The sequence below is a fragment of the Halobacterium sp. DL1 genome (assembly GCA_000230955.3).
GTDB lineage: Archaea > Halobacteriota > Halobacteria > Halobacteriales > Halobacteriaceae > Halobacterium.
This window is the reverse complement of sequence record CP007060.1, coordinates 57381-72260: the sequence shown is the minus strand read 5'-3', so window position 1 is coordinate 72260 and position 14880 is coordinate 57381. Positions and strand designations below refer to the sequence as shown.

Annotated in this window: 18 protein-coding genes; 7 read left to right on the top strand and 11 right to left on the bottom strand. The window is 68.5% G+C overall.

Annotated elements, in window-relative coordinates; all coding sequences use genetic code 11:
- Both HALDL1_01875 and HALDL1_01870 read right to left on the bottom strand, forming a co-directional pair.
- Positions 1–1029 carry an alkane monooxygenase gene (locus HALDL1_01875; protein ID AHG02518.1) on the bottom strand — a complete coding sequence of 343 codons (1029 nt, stop codon included), beginning with the start codon at positions 1027–1029 and terminating at the stop codon, positions 1–3.
- An 86-nt stretch (positions 1030–1115) separates the two neighbouring features.
- Positions 1116–1628: a hypothetical protein gene (locus tag HALDL1_01870; GenBank protein ID AHG02517.1), complete on the bottom strand. Its 513-nt coding sequence runs from the start codon at positions 1626–1628 to the stop codon at positions 1116–1118.
- A 120-nt stretch (positions 1629–1748) separates the two neighbouring features.
- On the opposite strand from HALDL1_01870, the gene HALDL1_01865 reads away from it, so the two are divergent.
- Positions 1749–3557, top strand: coding sequence for a helicase (locus HALDL1_01865; protein AHG02516.1), 1809 nt, complete (start codon positions 1749–1751; stop codon positions 3555–3557).
- A 168-nt stretch (positions 3558–3725) separates the two neighbouring features.
- On the opposite strand, the gene HALDL1_01855 is transcribed toward HALDL1_01865, so the two are convergent.
- From HALDL1_01855 to HALDL1_01845, 3 genes are read right to left on the bottom strand one after another with little or no spacing between them, the layout of a single operon-like run.
- Positions 3726–4769, bottom strand: coding sequence for a methyltransferase (locus HALDL1_01855; GenBank protein AHG02515.1), 1044 nt, complete (start codon positions 4767–4769; stop codon positions 3726–3728).
- The gene (locus HALDL1_01850; GenBank protein ID AHG02514.1) at positions 4766–5866 is read right to left on the bottom strand and encodes a hypothetical protein; all 1101 of its coding nucleotides are present in this window, start codon (positions 5864–5866) and stop codon (positions 4766–4768) included. The genes HALDL1_01855 and HALDL1_01850 overlap by 4 nt, the downstream gene beginning before the upstream one ends.
- A 60-nt stretch (positions 5867–5926) precedes the next feature.
- Positions 5927–6664, bottom strand: a complete 738-nt coding sequence (locus HALDL1_01845; GenBank protein ID AHG05074.1) for a hypothetical protein — start codon at positions 6662–6664, stop codon at positions 5927–5929.
- Between the two features lie 115 nt (positions 6665–6779).
- Here HALDL1_01845 and radA point away from each other — a divergent pair, with 115 nt between their 5' ends.
- A complete protein-coding gene (gene radA, locus HALDL1_01840) occupies positions 6780–7811 on the top strand; it encodes a DNA repair and recombination protein RadA (GenBank protein AHG02513.1) in 1032 nt (343 codons plus the stop codon).
- A 15-nt stretch (positions 7812–7826) separates the two neighbouring features.
- On the opposite strand, the gene HALDL1_01835 is transcribed toward radA, so the two are convergent.
- The 5 genes from HALDL1_01835 to HALDL1_01815 all read right to left on the bottom strand — a co-directional run bounded on the left by HALDL1_01835 (position 7827) and on the right by HALDL1_01815 (position 11815).
- On the bottom strand, positions 7827–8549 hold the full coding sequence (locus HALDL1_01835; protein ID AHG05073.1) for a hypothetical protein: 723 nt from the start codon (positions 8547–8549) through the stop codon (positions 7827–7829).
- Between the two features lie 51 nt (positions 8550–8600).
- On the bottom strand, positions 8601–9026 hold the full coding sequence (locus HALDL1_01830) for an iron-sulfur cluster assembly protein (GenBank protein ID AHG02512.1): 426 nt from the start codon (positions 9024–9026) through the stop codon (positions 8601–8603).
- 242 nt (positions 9027–9268) lie between these two features.
- Positions 9269–10513, bottom strand: coding sequence for a cysteine desulfurase (locus HALDL1_01825; protein ID AHG02511.1), 1245 nt, complete (start codon positions 10511–10513; stop codon positions 9269–9271).
- A 280-nt stretch (positions 10514–10793) separates the two neighbouring features.
- Complete coding sequence (locus HALDL1_01820; GenBank protein AHG02510.1) at positions 10794–11084, bottom strand: hypothetical protein; 291 nt, start codon at positions 11082–11084, stop codon at positions 10794–10796.
- Positions 11081–11815 carry a hypothetical protein gene (locus HALDL1_01815; protein AHG02509.1) on the bottom strand — a complete coding sequence of 245 codons (735 nt, stop codon included), beginning with the start codon at positions 11813–11815 and terminating at the stop codon, positions 11081–11083. Before HALDL1_01815 ends, HALDL1_01820 begins: the two co-directional genes overlap by 4 nt.
- A gap of 55 nt (positions 11816–11870) precedes the next feature.
- Between HALDL1_01815 and HALDL1_01810 the strand changes: the two genes are divergently transcribed.
- Genes HALDL1_01810 through HALDL1_01795 form a run of 4 tightly spaced genes read left to right on the top strand, consistent with a single transcriptional unit; the run spans position 11871 to position 13581 of the window.
- On the top strand, positions 11871–12428 hold the full coding sequence (locus HALDL1_01810) for a 2'-5' RNA ligase (protein ID AHG02508.1): 558 nt from the start codon (positions 11871–11873) through the stop codon (positions 12426–12428).
- Between the two features lie 53 nt (positions 12429–12481).
- Positions 12482–12634 (top strand): 50S ribosomal protein L39, encoded by a 153-nt coding sequence (locus tag HALDL1_01805; GenBank protein ID AHG02507.1) that lies wholly within the window; start codon positions 12482–12484, stop codon positions 12632–12634.
- On the top strand, positions 12634–12912 hold the full coding sequence (locus HALDL1_01800) for a 50S ribosomal protein L31 (GenBank protein AHG02506.1): 279 nt from the start codon (positions 12634–12636) through the stop codon (positions 12910–12912). The genes HALDL1_01805 and HALDL1_01800 overlap by 1 nt, the downstream gene beginning before the upstream one ends.
- 3 nt (positions 12913–12915) lie before the next feature.
- Positions 12916–13581: a translation initiation factor IF-6 gene (locus HALDL1_01795; GenBank protein ID AHG02505.1), complete on the top strand. Its 666-nt coding sequence runs from the start codon at positions 12916–12918 to the stop codon at positions 13579–13581.
- A 21-nt stretch (positions 13582–13602) separates the two neighbouring features.
- Here HALDL1_01795 and HALDL1_01790 read toward each other — a convergent pair whose 3' ends face one another.
- Complete coding sequence (locus HALDL1_01790; GenBank protein AHG02504.1) at positions 13603–14307, bottom strand: methyltransferase type 11; 705 nt, start codon at positions 14305–14307, stop codon at positions 13603–13605.
- A 107-nt stretch (positions 14308–14414) separates the two neighbouring features.
- Here HALDL1_01790 and HALDL1_01785 point away from each other — a divergent pair, with 107 nt between their 5' ends.
- The gene (locus HALDL1_01785) at positions 14415–14876 is read left to right on the top strand and encodes a prefoldin subunit alpha (GenBank protein ID AHG02503.1); all 462 of its coding nucleotides are present in this window, start codon (positions 14415–14417) and stop codon (positions 14874–14876) included.
- The last annotated feature ends 4 nt before the right edge of the window (positions 14877–14880 follow it).

The window sequence follows — 14880 nt, the reverse complement described above, 5'->3', positions numbered from 1 at the left end:
TTACCGAGAGTCGAGTCCGACGCCTTCCGCCAGCAGTTCGTGGGAGCGGAGCGCGTCCTCGTGGTCGGCGACGACGTGCTGTATCATCACCTCGTCGACGCCGACGCGGTCGGCGAGCTGGTCGAGCAGCCCGGCGAGCGTCTCCGGACTCCCCGAAATCGCGCGCGGCCACTCCTCGTCGTCGAGGGTGGCGGGTGTCGGCTCCGGGACGCCGCCGAGTTCGTCGATGGCCTCCTCGACCGACGGCGTGGTTCCGACCTCCCCGCGTTTCATCCGCCTGTAGGACGCCTCTGCGACCGCTCGCAGCCGCGCGGCTTGCTCGTCCGTCTCCGCGCAGACCGCGTTCACCGCGACCATCGCGTCGGGCTCGTCGGTGCCACCGGCGAGCCGCGAGGACTGGAACCGCTCGCGGTACTCCTCGAACGTGTGGACGGCGAACTGGGGCCGGATGAACGCCGCGAAGCAGTAGCGCAGGCCGAGGTCGGCCGCGATCTTCGCGCTGGAGGGACTCGACCCGAGCACCCACGGAACCGGCGTCTCGGCGCCGGAGTGCGGAATCGTCAGGTCGGCGTAGGGGTGGTCGTCCGGGTAGGTGTCGTAGAGATGGTTGACGACGGCCTCGACCTTCTCGGCGTGGTCCTCGTCGGGGTTCTGGACGTGGCGTTCCGTGCCGAGCGCGCGGTCGCTGGCCGGCGACGCGTTCGCTCGTCCGAGTCCAGCGTCGATTCGCCCTGGCGCGAGGCCGTCCAGCGCGCCGAACTGCTCGGCGACCTTGAACGGGCTGTAGTGGTTGAGCAACACCGCTCCCGAGCCGAGGCGCATCGAGTCGGTCTCGGCGGCGAGGTGGCCGAGGAGGACTTCGGGCGTCGTGCCCGCGATGCGCTCGGCCATCCCGTGGTGTTCGGCGACCCAGAACCGCGAGTAGCCGAGACGCTCGGCCTGCTGGGCCGCCTCCACCGTGTTCGCGTAGGCGTCGGCCGCAGTGCCGCCCTCGGGGACGGGAGAGAGGTCGACGACAGAGAGGTCCATGTCCCGACTGGGGGAGTCCGGGGGAAAACGGTTCGGCTAGACGCAGTTCGACCCCCTGCAGGTCCGGAAGCAGGGCCCGCTCCGCGTCAGTCCTCCTGGACCTCCGCCTCGGGCGCGTTCTGCATCACGCTCTGAAGTCCCTTCCAGGCGTTGTGCTTGCGCGTGTACCCCTCGCCGCTGGTCGCGATGACGTTGCCGTTGCGGTGGCGGAGCCGCCAGCGCCACTCGCTGGCCCGGTCGCGGAACACCTCGAAGCGCGCCAGCGACTGCGAGGCGTCGGCCGCGGCCACCGGGACGGCGACGTCCTCACCGCCGGGTATCTCCGTCTCCTCCGCTTCCGGCGGTTCGTCGACGGGCGCCGCCCCCGAGTCGCCCTCGGGCGCGTCCCACTCCACCTCGAGTTCGAGGCTCAACTCGCCGTCCTCGTGCTCCAGTTCGACCTCCAGTGTAACCTCCTCGGGCACGTCGACGGTGACGGCGTCCGCGTCCTCGCCCAGCCGGACCGAGCCGGCGAGAATCCCGTCCGTCACGCCGCTCAGTGCCGCTGCGATCTCCTCGCGACTGCCCGTCAGTTCGGATTCGAAGTCGTCCTCGGACATACCACCACCACCAACGGTCGCGAACGTGTTAAACTGTGGCAGGCTTCGGTGGTCAATCCGGAGTGGGTCGGCCACCGTCGAGCGGTGAGGTTAACCCGACGGCCCGCGTGCCGTCGGACAGTGAAACCAGGTCGCATCGTCGGGGAGTTCCCCGCGCCGGAGTTCCGCGGCGCGCAGGAACAGGCGCTCCGGGACGTGCGCGCGGCCTTCGAGGACGGCAACGACGTGGTGCTGGTGCGCGCGCCGACGGGCAGCGGGAAGAGCCTCGTCGCCCGCGCCATCATGGGCTGTGCCCGCACCGTCGAGGAGGCCGACCCGACGGACGCCACCGGCGCCTACTACACCACGCCGCAGGTGAGCCAGCTAGACGACGTGGCCGAGGACGACCTGCTGGACGACCTGAAACTCATCCGCGGGAAGTCGAACTACAGCTGCATCCTCCCGAACGAGGAGACGACGCCAGTCGACCGCGCGCCCTGCGCCCGCGAGCGGGGCTACGACTGCGCGGTCAAGCACCGCTGCCCGTACTTCTCGGACCGCGCCATCGCCTCCTCGCGGGACTACGCCGCGATGACGCTAGCGTACTTCATGCGGACGGCGGGCTCGGAGGTGTTCCGAACCCGCGACGTCTGCGTCATCGACGAGGCCCACGGCCTCGCGGAGTGGGCAGAGATGTACGCCACAATCGACCTGAACGAGCGCACCGTCCCCGTCTGGGAAGAGGTGCGGGTGCCCGACCTCGACGGCGACGTTGACGCCGCGGTGAACTTCGCCGAACACCTCACGCGGGTCTGCGAGGCCGCCAAGGACGAGTTGCTCGGCCAGGACGAACTCACCGCCGAGGAGGCCGGGGAGCGCGACCGCCTGCAGGAACTCATCTCGGAGCTGAACTGGTTCGTCGAGGACTACAACGACCCGGAGTCCGCGACGACGTGGGTGGTCGACGCCGACGACAGGGGAGTGACGGTGAAGCCGATGGACCCCGAGCGCTACCTCAAGCACACGGTGTGGGACCGCGCGAACAGGCACGCGCTGCTCTCGGCGACCATCCTCAACAAGGAGGCGTTCTGCCGGAGCGTCGGCCTCGACCCGTCGAACGTCGCGCTCGTCGACGTCGAGCACACGTTCCCCGTGGAGAACCGGCCGCTGTACGACGTCACCCAGGGGAAGATGACCTACGAGCACCGCGACGAGACGCTCCCGAAGGTCGCGGAGACGGTGGTGCGCGTGATGGCGAACCACCCCGACGAGAAGGGCATCATCCACGCCCACTCCTACGACATCGCGGAGAATCTCGCGGGCCACCTCCGGAAGTTCGGCGTCGGCGACCGCGTGCGCACCCACGACAGCGACACCCGGGACGCGGAACTGGAGCGCTGGAAGGCCAGCGACGACCCCGAGGTGTTTATCGCCGTGAAGATGGAGGAGGCTCTCGACCTGGCCTACGACCTCGGGCGCTGGCAGGTGCTCTGCAAGGCGCCGTTCCTCAACACCAACGACTCCCGGGTCGCCGCCCGCCTCGCCGACGGCCAGTGGGCGTGGTACTACCGGACCGCCCTGCGGACCGTCATCCAGGCCTGCGGTCGGGTCGTCCGCGCGCCCGACGACCGCGGCGCGACCTACGTCGCGGACACGAGCATCCTCGACCTCTTCGAGCGCGCCCGCACCGACATGCCGCCGTGGTTCCGCGAGCAGGTCGACCGAATGAGCGTCCCCGACCTGCCCGAGGTGGACGCGGACGCCGCGCTCGGCGACACGACCGGTGGCGTCGACCAGGTGGAGGCGCCGTCTTCCTCGGGCGGCAACGCGACCGGGAGCGGCGGCAGAGCGGCGACTGGCGCGTCGGCAGAGAGCGGCGACGGTGACGACGAGAAGAACGACCAGCCGTCGGTCTCCGGCCCGATGGCGGACGTCTGGAACACCGAATAGGGTGGCCTAGATGAACGAGAGGCCGTACACGACCGACGAGCCGAGCATCAGCACCACGAGGAAGATGGCCAGCAACTGCTTCCGGGTCATACCCGGCACGTAGAACTGTCCGCCCAAAGACCTGCTGGTCAGTCCACGCGCGCGTCGAGAGCGACTGCCCCGAAGTCGTCAGTCGACGCGGGCGTCGAGGACGACGTGGTAGACGCCCTCGCTGTGGGACTTCACGCGGCGCACAGCCTCGATGTCGACGTCGCGGCCCGCGCGCTCGCAGCCCTCCCGGAGCGCCGCCTCCGGTCGGTCTGGGAGTTCAGCCTCCGGTGCGACCGCGTGGACGTGGAGGGTGCCGCCGGGGACGAGGTTGTCGAGGGCCGCCGCGAGGTAGCGCGGGTCGTCGCCCTCGCCGTGGACCGGGCCGCCGCCGAGCGCGTCGTAGTAGCCCATCACGACGCGGTCGGCCGTCGTCTCGACGTCCCGGCAGTCACCGAGCACGCAACTGAGGCGGTCGGCGACATCGTTCAGCTGGGCGTTCTCCGCGAGGAAGCGGAACGCCTCGGGGTTCGCCTCGACGGCGGTGACGTCGGCGCCCGCCCTCGCCATCGGGAGCGCGAAGTAGCCGATGCCCGCGAACATGTCCAGGACGCGCTCGTCGGCCTCGACCACTCCTCCCATCCGCACACGCTCGGCCTCGTTGCCGGGCGCGAACATCACGCGGGCGAGGTCCATCGCGTACCGCGTGCCGTCCTCGGTGTGGATGGTCTCGGTGTCGCCCGCGCCCGCGACGAATGCCACGTCCGGTTCGCGGTGCTCCCCGCTGACCCCGCGGCGGTCGAGCACCGTGTCGGCCTCGCCGTGGAGTTCGAGCAGCGCCTCGCCCACTTCCTCCGGACGCGGGCAGTCACCGAACGACGCGAGGACGACTGTCCCGATTACCGCCCACGAGGACGGCGCTCGCGCAATTTCTTCGTCGGTCCACCCGCGCTCGCGGAGCAATGCGTCGAGGTCCGGGGAGCGCAGTTCGGGGTCGGCCTGCTCGACGGTGTGGTCGAACGCCGTCTCCGTGGGTCGCTCGGTCACGGGGAGTTCGACGTGGTCCGCGTCGCGTTCTCTGACCTGCCGGGTGTCGTCGTAGACGCCCTCGCTCTCCAGGGCGGCGATGCGGTCCTCGGCGTCGGGTTTCGGGACGACGACGGCGAGGTCGGTCGGCGCAGTCACGCTTCGGGGAGGACGTGGAGGCCGGCGCGGGACTTCAGCGCGCGGACGGTGCTGGCGTCAGCGTCCACGTAGTCCGGCCGCGGAACGGTCTTCGACTCGTACGTCTCGGGGTCGAGAATCTGGACGGAGTTGTCGTCCTCGACGGTGACGACGGTGGCGTCGGCGGCGTCCTCGCGGGCGCCGAGTTTCCGGGCCTCGGGGCTGTCGCCGTCCTCGTAGCTCGCCTCGTAGGGGTCGCCGGTGGTAACCCGGACGCCCTTCAGGTTCCCGCGCACGGAGCGCACGAGCACCGGGCCGCCGTCGTCGTCCGCGAGGTCGATGACGTCGCCGGACTGGAACTCGGGGAAGCGGACCGCGTACGTCACCCGGTACACCTCGTTGCCGTCCTCGTCCTCCGTGACGAGCGTCTCGTGGTCCTCGAAGCCGCCGCCGAACTCCTCGACGAGTTTCCGGGAGAGCTTCAGCCCGATCTTGTTCGTCGAGAGCTTGATGTCGATGCCTGACTCGGCGTCCGTTATCTCCGTGACGAAGGCGTTCCGGTCGCCCGTCGACTCCATGTCGGCGACGATGCTGTGGGCGAGTTCTCGCGCCCGGTCGGTCTCCTCGCTGTTCGGGTCGCGGCCGTTCGCGCGCACCTGGACCGTCGAGGCGTAGTAGTCGCCGGCGATGCGGCCACAGCGCGTGCAGGTCTGGCGGCTCACCCGCACGGGCACCACGACCTCCTCGGTCTGGACGGTGCCCCGGACGACACCCGAGAACAGGCAGTGCATCCGGATGCTGTTCTCGTCGAGTTGCTCCGGGCGCACCTCCCACTCGACGTCCTCGGCCTCGACGTGGACGCCGAGGGCCTCGCTGGTCTCCTCGATGGCGACGTCGGTGTAGTCCATCGCGCCGACGTCCACCCAGCGGTTGCCGCGGTAGACGGCGCCACAGCGCGCGCACACCCGGACCTCGATGCGGTCGGGCGCGTCCACGAGGTCGAAGTCGGAGAAGTAGCAGGCGTCACAGAGCGAGCGCTCGCGGCGGGTCGCCCCCTCGCCGTCTTCGGCGATGGGGTCGCCACAGCGCGGGCAGAAAGAGGTCCCTGCGTCGGTCATACCGCGGCGTAGGCCGCCGAGCGTGTTAAGTCACGCGTCACGGGACGGGGCGATGCGGCCTCAGTTCCACTGGAACGGCCGCTGGACCTCGATGCTCACGTCGTCGCCGTGAGTGTTGACGGTGACCGCGACGTGCTGGGCGGGCGTGGCGACGACGACGCTGTCGTTCACCCACGTCTCGCCGTCGATGCGCACCGCGACGTTGTAGACGCCGGTCTGCGCGAGGTCGACCGAGCGCGTGAGTTCACTGCCCTGCACGGTCGTCGTGTTGTCGGCCACCACCTCGCCGCGGTACGCCACCCGAAGGTGGAGGTCCGTGGGCTGTGGCCCGTCGATGGACGTGCGGTCTGAGGAGACCCCGAGTTCGTGTTCGAGGTCGCGGCGGGGTAGCTCGAACGTCGCGTGCTCGACCCCCTGGTAGTTGAGGCGGACCGCGGTCGCGTTCCCGGGGTCGCCGTCTGTTTCGAAGCGCACGCTCTTGGTACCGCCACCGGTGTCGGGGAGTGTCGTGTTTACCGTTATCGTGTACGGCCCGGGGTCGTCGAGCGTCGTGAGGTTCGCGTAGTGGCCGTCCCCGTCGGAGGTAACGTTCTCCGAGAAGACCGTCTCGCCGTTCCGTTCGACGCTAACCGTCGCCTCGTACGCGTGGCCGCCGGTATCCGACGCGAACACGAGTTCGTGGTGGTCCGGGGGTTCAGGTGTGGCCGCCTGGTCGCCGCCACCACTGTCGGGGAGCATCGAGCAACCGGAGAGCAGTACCATCGCTGCGAGAGTCACTGCGAGCCGTCTGGAGGGCATCGCCCTATTCGAGCCGGACTGGAACAATAAGTGTGCTGCCACGTCAGGCCCCAGTTTCACTTTCAGTCCGGTGTATACGAGCCTTTATACGGTGGAGGGGCCAAGCCAGGAGTACATGCCCGAAGCAGACCTCGAGGAACTCCCCGGTGTCGGACCCGCGACCGCGGAGAAACTCCGAGAGAACGGATTCGAATCGTTCCAGAGCCTAGCCGTCGCGTCGTCCGGCGAACTCGCGAACGCCGCGGACGTCGGCGACAGCACCGCCGCGGACGTCGTGCAGGCGGCCCGCGAGGCCGCCGACGTCGGCGGCTTCGAGACCGGCGCGACAGTGCTCGAGCGCCGCGAACAGATCGGGAAGCTCTCCTGGAACGTCCCCGAGATCGACGAGATGCTTGGCGGCGGCGTCGAGACCCAGTCGATCACCGAGGTGTACGGCAAGTTCGGCGCCGGCAAGTCCCAGGTGACCCACCAGCTCTCCGTGAACATTCAGCTCCCCCAGGAGCACGGCGGCCTCCACGGCCGCGCGGTCTTCATCGACTCCGAGGACACGTTCCGGCCGGAGCGCATCGACGACATGGTGCGCGGCCTCTCCGACGAACAGCTCGAGGCCGCCATGGAGCAGCGCGGCATCGAGGGGAGCCTCGACGACGAGGAGACGATGGAGGAGCTCGTCGAGAGCTTCCTCGACAAGATCCACGTCGCGAAGGGGTTCAACTCCAACCACCAGATGCTCCTCGCCGAGAAGGCCCAGGAGATCGCCGGCGAGTTCGAGGAGGACGAGTACCCCGTCCGCCTGCTCTGCGTCGACTCGCTGACCGCCCACTTCCGCGCGGAGTACGTCGGCCGTGGCGAACTCGCGGACCGCCAGCAGAAGCTCAACAAGCACCTCCACGACCTCGACAAGGTCGGCAACCTCTACAACGCCGCCGTCGTGGTCACGAACCAGGTGCAGTCGAACCCCGACTCGTTCTTCGGCGACCCGACGAAGCCCATCGGGGGGAACATCCTCGGGCACAAGTCGACGTTCCGCATGTACCTGCGGAAGTCCAAGAACGACAAGCGCATCGTGAAGCTCGTCGACGCGCCGAACCTGGCGGACGGCGAAGCCGTCATGCGCGTCCAGGACGGCGGCCTGAAGCCCGAGTGAGCGGCTAGTCCGCCGCTACGGGTCGTCGACCACCTGCTCGTCGGGACCGTACGCCACGAGTTCGGGCGGTGTGGAGCCGTGAACCGCGATTTTTGCCCCAGAGTCCGTCACGACGATCGTCTCGTTCGTCCACCGCTCGTTCAGTCCCTGCGCCTCGACCCGGTAGACGCCGGGCCCGCGGAGCGCCGCCACCTCGAACGGCGTGGCCCCCTCCTCCTCGACGGTCGTGTCGACGATAGTCTCACCCTCGAACCCGACCCGAATCGGGTACGGGACCGGGTCGGTGTGGCGCTTGTCGAGGTAGAGTGCGCCGTCGACGTCGCCGCCGAGCGCGTACGACGTGACCTCGGCGGTCTGGTAGTCCATCGTGACCACGGTGGCGTTGCCGAGCGTGCCGTTCACGGTGAACTCCTCGTGCATCGTGCCGCCGCCGGCCTCCGGTAACGACGTGTCCACGACAACAGTGTACGGACCGGGTTCGTCGAACCTGGTGACGTTTAGGTAGGTTCCGTTTCCGTCACCGTCGAGGGTGGTCTCGTGGACTGGTTCGCCGTCCTTCGTCACGGTGAGCGTGCCGTCGTAGGGCGCGCCGTCCGTGTGCGAGTAGAACGCGAGTTCGTGGTAGTTCGGGCTGGTCCGTTCCGCGGGCGCGTCACCACCGCCGCCACCGGGAAGCATCGAACAACCGGAGAGCAGCACCATCGCTACGAGGGCCGCTGCGAGCCGTCTGGAGGGCATACGGGTGCTACATCACAGCCGCTCGACAAAAGAATTCGGGTGGGTGTCGGGCTACGCGTCGTCCTCGGTGGTCGTCTGGTCGACCTCGGCCTCGCCCTCGTAGATCCGCGCGCCGTCCTGGACGACCTTCTCCGCGAGCACCGCACACTTGATGCGCATCGGCGTCACCTCGACGCCGAGCATCTCGAGGACGTCGTCGCGGTCGAGGTCGGCGACCTCGTCGAGCGTCATCCCCGGGAGTTCCTGGGAGAGCATGCTCGCGGAGGCCTGGCTGATGGCACAGCCCTCGCCGCGGAACGCCACGCGCTCGATGGTCTCCCCGTCCTCGGTGAGTTCCACGTCGAACTCCAGTTCGTCGCCACAGGACGGGTTGTACCCCTCGTGGCTGAACGTCGGGTCGCCGAGTTCACCGTGATTCCGGGGGTTGCGGTAGTGGTCCAGAATCTGCTGCCGGTACATGTCCGAGCCCATACTCATCTTGACTGCTGGTAGGGTAGAACGCCCTAAAAGCGTTCCGCGCGGCCGAGACTGCCCACTGGTCTCGCATTCTCGAGCGAGCGGCTTGGAAAGCCCGAGCGAAGAGATTCACCGCGCGAACGTAGTGAGCGCGGGCCGACGAGTGACCAGCGCGCCCGGAGGGCGCGACGGGAGCGAGGAGTGGTTTTTCCGCAAGTTTTTGCAAGCGAGCGGCCGGAGGCCGCGAGCGCTGGAAAAAGTGCTCAGTTAAAGATATCGCGGGCTGCGTCGACGCCCTCGACGAGCGCGTCCACCTCCGACTTCGTGTTGTAGAGGTAGAACGACGCACGGGTGGACGCGGGGATGCCGAGTTTCTGGTGGAGTGGCTGGGTACAGTGGTCGCCCGCGCGGATGGCGACGCCGTAGTCGTTGAGGATGGTCGAGAGGTCGTGGGCGTGGATGCCGTCGACGTTGAACGAGACGACGGCGCCGCGGTCGTCGCCCGGCGGGCCGAGGATGTCGACGTCGTCGTGGGCGTCCAGCTGGTCGTAGGCGTACCCCGTCAGGCGCTCCTCGTGGGCCTGGATGCGCTCCATGCCGACGTCGTCGAGGTAGTCGACGGCCGCCGAGAGCGCGATACCCTGCGCGATGACGGGCGTGCCGGCCTCGAACTTCCACGGGAGGTCCGCCCACGTCGAGTCCTCGAAGGTGACGCGTTCGATCATACTGCCGCCGTAGAGGTGGGGCTCCATCTCCTCGAGGAGGTGGCGCTTGCCGTACAGACAGCCGATGCCGGTCGGGCCGAGCATCTTGTGGCCGGAGAACGCGAAGAAGTCCGCGTCCATCTCCTTGACGTCGACGGGGCGGGTGGGAGCGGACTGCGCGCCGTCGACGAAGAACAGCGCGTCGTGGTCGTGGGCGAGGTCCGCGAGGTCGGCGACCGGGTTGACGGTCCCGAGGGTGTTCGAGACGTGGACGGCGTTGACCAGCTGGGTGTCGTCGGTGATGAGTTCCGCGGCCGCGTCCATGTCGAGGTAGCCCTCGTCGGTGACGGGGATGTACTTCACCTCGGCGCCCGTGCGCTTGGCGACCTGCTGCCACGTGACGAGGGAGGCGTGGTGTTCCATCTCCGTGAGCACGACCTCGTCGCCGGGCCCGAGTTCGTTCAGTCCCCACGCGCCTGCGACGAGGTTCTCGCACTCCGTGGTGTTCTTCGTGAACACCATCTCCTCGCGGCCGTCGGCGCCGACGAACTCCGCGAGGCGGTCGTGGGCGTCCTCGTAGGCGACGGAGGCCTCCTGGCTCAACTGGTGGATGCCGCGGTGGACGTTCGCGTTGTACCGCCGGTAGTAGTCCGCGATGACGTCGACGACCTGGTCGGGCGTCTGCGCGGTCGCCGCGTTGTCGAGGTAGACGAGTTGCTTCCCGTCGGATACCTCGCGCTCGAGGATGGGGAAGTCCTCGCGGATGCGCTCGACGTCGAGCGGCTCCTGTTCGCTCGCTTTCATTGCCGGGAAGTAGGGAGCGTGGCTTCAACTGTCCTTCGGTGCCGGGGAAGATGGAGCCTATCCCGAACTACGACGTCGCTCGCTGCGACCCGGCAGCCGACGCGTTCCAGCCTCACTCGACGTCCGAGAGGGTGGGACTGAAAGGGGCGACCGCCTCGGCGCTGGCGGACGACGCAAGCACTCGACCGCAGGGAGAGCGCGCAGCAAGTCCCCCGAGTCGAGGCGGTCGGGGCTTTCTACACGTAGTCGGCTCCGATTCAGGACTCCAGAAGAACAGCGACTACAGCCGCATGAACTGCGCGTGAACGGTGCCGTCGAGGTCGAGGACGTTGCCCTCCTCGACGTACCCCTCCTCGATAGCGATGTCCACCACGCCGCCGCCGACGAGGTTGGCTACGTTCGCGCGGGCGAGTGAGTCCCGGACGGCTGCCTCGTCTGCCTCGTCGCCGCCGTAGAACTCCTCGTTGACCGTGAACTCGACCTCGCCGTTCTCGAACGTCTCGCCGAGCACGTCCGCGTCGCAGACGGTGACGAGCAGTCCGCGGTCGGTCCGGCGCTCCGTGAGGATCATTCCTGGACGAGGTCGCGCTCCTTGGCCTCGCGGAGTTCCTCGGCGTGTTCGGCGACCTGCTGGGCCTCCTCGTCGCGGCCGAGCGCCTCGAGGGCGCGGGTCTTCTCCTCGTAGACGTCGGCCTGCTGGAAGCCCAGGCGAATGGCGTTGTCGAGGGCGTCGAGGGCCTGCTCGTGGCGGGCGCTCTCGTTCTCGATGAAGCCGAGATTGTACCACGCCTGCGGGAGGCGCTCGTTCGCGCGGACGGCCTTCTCGGCGTGGTCGTAGGCCTGCTCGTCCTCGCCGAGTTCCCAGAGCGCGTACGCGAGGTTCGTGTGGGCCTCGGCCTCGAAGTCGCCGTCCTCGGCGACGAACAGCGCCTCGCGGTGGGCGCCGACGGCGTCGTCCCACTCCTCCATCTGGCCGTGAGCGATGCCCTTGTTCACCCACGCCTCCTGCTCGAGGTCCTCGTCGTCGGTGAAGCGGGCGGCGCGCTCGAAGGCGTCGGCGGCCTGCTCGTGGCGGTTGATGCCGAGGTAGCTGAGGCCGACGTCGACGAGTTCGTCGGCGTCGACGTCGTCGTTCTGCGTGATGCGTTCGTCGAGCGAGTCAGTGACGACGCGCGTGTCGACGGGGTCGACCTGCGACGGGTCGACTTCGAGCTCCGGCGGGTCGAGGTCGAACCCCTCGTAGGGGTCGTCGAACCCCTGCCCCTCGGAGAAGTCGTGGTCGTGGTCCTCTCGGTCGGTCATGCGAGCGGATACGAGAGGCGGGTGGTTAAGGGCAACGCACGCCGAACGTGGGGGTATGCGGCTGTTCGTCAGCGTCGACCTGCCCGACGCGCTCGCCGACGCGGTGGCAGACGTACAAGAGGAACTCGCGGGTGCGAGCGGGCTGAACTTCGTGGACCCCGAGCAGGCCCACGTCACGCTGAAGTTCCTCGGCGACGTCCCGGACACCCGTGTCGAGGCGGTCGGTGACGCCCTGGAGACTGCCGTCGAACGGGCGGACGTCGAGCCGTTCGAGGCCACCTTCGAGGGGCTGGGCGTCTTCCCGAGTCTGGAGTACATCTCCGTGGTGTGGCTCGGCGTCGGCGACGGCAGTGCAGAGCTGACACGGCTCCACGAGGCCATCGAGCGGGAGTTCGTGCAGGAACACGGCTTCGGCCGGGAGGACCACGAGTTCACGCCACACGTCACGCTCGCGCGGATGGAGCACGCCGGCGGGAAGGAACTCGTCCAGGACGTCGTCCGCGAGCGCGACCCTACGGTCGGGACGGTGCGCGTCTCGGCGGTCCGGCTCACGGAGAGCAGGCTCACAGCCGACGGACCGAACTACGAGACGGTGCGCGCAGTGCGTCTCTGAGCCGGCCACAGAAGAACAAGGTTTTAACGTCGGCGAGGGTAGAAGCGGGTACTATGGGCAAGAAGTCGAAGGCGAAGAAGAAGCGCCTGGCGAAGCTCGAGCGGCAGAACAGCCGCGTGCCGGCGTGGGTCATGATGAAGACGAACCGTGAGGTCCAGCGAAACCCGAAGCGCCGCAACTGGCGGCGTAACGACACCGACGAATAATGAGTGCCAGCGACTTCGAGGAGCGCATCGTCACCGTACCGCTCCGCGACGTGACGAAGGTGCCAAAGCACGAGCAGGCCGGGCAGGCGATGACCATCGTGCGCGAGCACCTCGCGAAGCACTTCGCCGTCGAGAACGACGAGGTCCGCCTCGACCCCTCCATCAACGAGGCGGTCTGGGACAAGGGCCAGAAGAACCCGCCGCGGAAGCTCCGCGTCCACGCCGCCCGCTTCGTCGAGGACGGCGAGACGGTCGTCGAAGCCGAACTCGAAGAGTAAAGTTTGCTACGCGCTGCTTTCATCGGGTCCCCGTACGTCGGTGTGTTCGCCCGCGCCACCGACGACTGCGTCCTCCTCAGACAGGACCTCGACGACGACCTGACCGCGGACGTGGCCGACGAACTCGGCGTCCCCGCCGTAGAGACGACCATCGGCGGGTCGACGACCGTCGGCTCACTGGTCGCCGGTAACGGCAACGGACTGCTCGTCAGCGGCCGCGTCCGGCAGCGCGAACTCGACCGCATCGACGACCAGGTGGGCGTGACCGTCGGCGAACTCCCCGGCCGCGTCAACGCCGCCGGGAACGTCGTCGTCGCCAACGACAACGGCGCCTACGTCCACTCCGAACTCACCCGGGACGCCGTGGAGGCCGTCGAAGACGCCCTCGACGTGCCCGTGACCCGCGGCCGCCTCGCGGGCGTCAACACCGTCGGCACCGCCGCCGTCGCGACGAACGACGGCGTGCTCTGCCACCCGAAGTCCACGGACGACGAACTCGACGCTATCGAGGACGCCCTCGGCGTCCACGCGGACATCGGCACCATCAACTACGGCGCGCCGCTCGTCGGTTCCGGTCTGGTCGCCAACGAGAACGGCTACGTCGTCGGGCAGGACACCACCGGCCCGGAGCTCGGCCGCATCGACGACGCCCTCGGCTACATCGACTGACGGAGCGGTTTCTCCCGGCACTCACTCCGCCAGCCGCGCCCGAACGCAGAGAAAGACGGGATTCCGCGATTCCTTCTCGTAGCGCTCCGGCCGCAGTTCTCTGAACGCCTCGGTGGGCTGGGGTTCGACGACGCGCTCCAGGTCGAACCCGGCGTCGAGCAGTGGCTCGACGACCGCCGAGAACGGCCGGCGGTAGTACGGCACGTCGACCGCCCACTCCTTCGTCTGGCGTTCGACCGCGAAGTAGTTCGACTCCCCGCCCTCCTCGAAGACGTCCAGTGGGTGGGCGACCGAGAAGACGAGAAAGGCACCCGGTCGCACCAGCCGCGCGAACTCCGAGAGCGGAGCCTCCCACTGCTCGACGTAGTCGAGGGCGAGCGCGCTGAGGACGCCGTCGAAGGAGTCCTCGGCGACCGGCAGCGGCGCTCCGAGGTCGGCTCTCTGGAGGTCCGCCCGGCCGCCGGTGTTCTCCCTGGCTCGGGCCAGCATCGCCTCGCTCACGTCGACGCCGACGACGTCGGCGCCCTGGTCGAGCAGCCACGCCGTGTAGACGCCCGTGCCACAGCCAGCGTCGAGGATCTGTTTGCCCTCCACGTCCGGGACGAGCGAACTAGTCGCCGGGAACTCGAGGTGGGCGTTGTACGCGTTCGACTTCACGTCCTCGTCGTACTCGTCGGCGAGTTCGTCGTAGGCGTCCTCCGCGATGGGGTCGTCGTCGGGGGGCACACTGCCGCCGTTCGTCGTCCCGGGTTGTCAGTGTTTGCCGGCGTCGGCGCGGCGACACGAGTCCTGGGAAGGGAAGATACTTCCCGCTCGCTCTCCGATTTTCCCCCATGAGTCTTGGAGGCGGCGGTCAACAGCAGTTGCAGCAGTTGTCCCAGGAAATTCAGGCCCTCGAGGAGGAGAAAGAGGAGCTTGAGAACGACATCGAAGCGCTCCAGGCCGAGAAGGCCGAAATCGAGGAGGCCAAGGAGGCCCTCGACGTCCTCGAGACGGGGTCGACGGTGCAGGTCCCCCTCGGCGGCGACGCCTACGTGCGCGCCGAGATCCAGGACATCGACGAGGTCGTTGTCAGCCTCGGCGGCGGCTACGCTGCGGAGCAGTCCAGCGACGACGCCGTCGACGTGCTCGAGGAGCGCAAGGACGCCGTCGACGACCAGATCGACGACGTGCGCGAGGAGATTTCGACGGTCGAGGAGGAGCAGTCCTCGCTCGAACAGCAGGCTCAGCAGGCCCAGCAGCAGATGATGCAGCAGCAGATGCAGGCCCAGGAGCAGCAGCAGAACGGCGAATAAGGGC

Excerpts from the sequence above, each read along its gene's own strand:
- radA (AHG02513.1), top strand. The coding sequence starts at position 6,780 with ATGCCCGAAGCAGACCTCGAGGAACTCCCCGGTGTCGGACCCGCGACC.
- HALDL1_01825 (AHG02511.1), bottom strand. The coding sequence starts at position 10,513 with ATGAAAGCGAGCGAACAGGAGCCGCTCGACGTCGAGCGCATCCGCGAG.
- HALDL1_01830 (AHG02512.1), bottom strand. The coding sequence starts at position 9,026 with ATGAGTATGGGCTCGGACATGTACCGGCAGCAGATTCTGGACCACTAC.
- HALDL1_01850 (AHG02514.1), bottom strand. The coding sequence starts at position 5,866 with ATGACCGACGCAGGGACCTCTTTCTGCCCGCGCTGTGGCGACCCCATC.
- HALDL1_01875 (AHG02518.1), bottom strand. The coding sequence starts at position 1,029 with ATGGACCTCTCTGTCGTCGACCTCTCTCCCGTCCCCGAGGGCGGCACT.
- HALDL1_01870 (AHG02517.1), bottom strand. The coding sequence starts at position 1,628 with ATGTCCGAGGACGACTTCGAATCCGAACTGACGGGCAGTCGCGAGGAG.
- HALDL1_01815 (AHG02509.1), bottom strand. The coding sequence starts at position 11,815 with ATGACCGACCGAGAGGACCACGACCACGACTTCTCCGAGGGGCAGGGG.
- HALDL1_01800 (AHG02506.1), top strand. The coding sequence starts at position 12,634 with ATGAGTGCCAGCGACTTCGAGGAGCGCATCGTCACCGTACCGCTCCGC.
- HALDL1_01835 (AHG05073.1), bottom strand. The coding sequence starts at position 8,549 with ATGCCCTCCAGACGGCTCGCAGCGGCCCTCGTAGCGATGGTGCTGCTC.
- HALDL1_01810 (AHG02508.1), top strand. The coding sequence starts at position 11,871 with ATGCGGCTGTTCGTCAGCGTCGACCTGCCCGACGCGCTCGCCGACGCG.
- HALDL1_01820 (AHG02510.1), bottom strand. The coding sequence starts at position 11,084 with ATGATCCTCACGGAGCGCCGGACCGACCGCGGACTGCTCGTCACCGTC.
- HALDL1_01805 (AHG02507.1), top strand. The coding sequence starts at position 12,482 with ATGGGCAAGAAGTCGAAGGCGAAGAAGAAGCGCCTGGCGAAGCTCGAG.
- HALDL1_01845 (AHG05074.1), bottom strand. The coding sequence starts at position 6,664 with ATGCCCTCCAGACGGCTCGCAGTGACTCTCGCAGCGATGGTACTGCTC.
- HALDL1_01785 (AHG02503.1), top strand. The coding sequence starts at position 14,415 with ATGAGTCTTGGAGGCGGCGGTCAACAGCAGTTGCAGCAGTTGTCCCAG.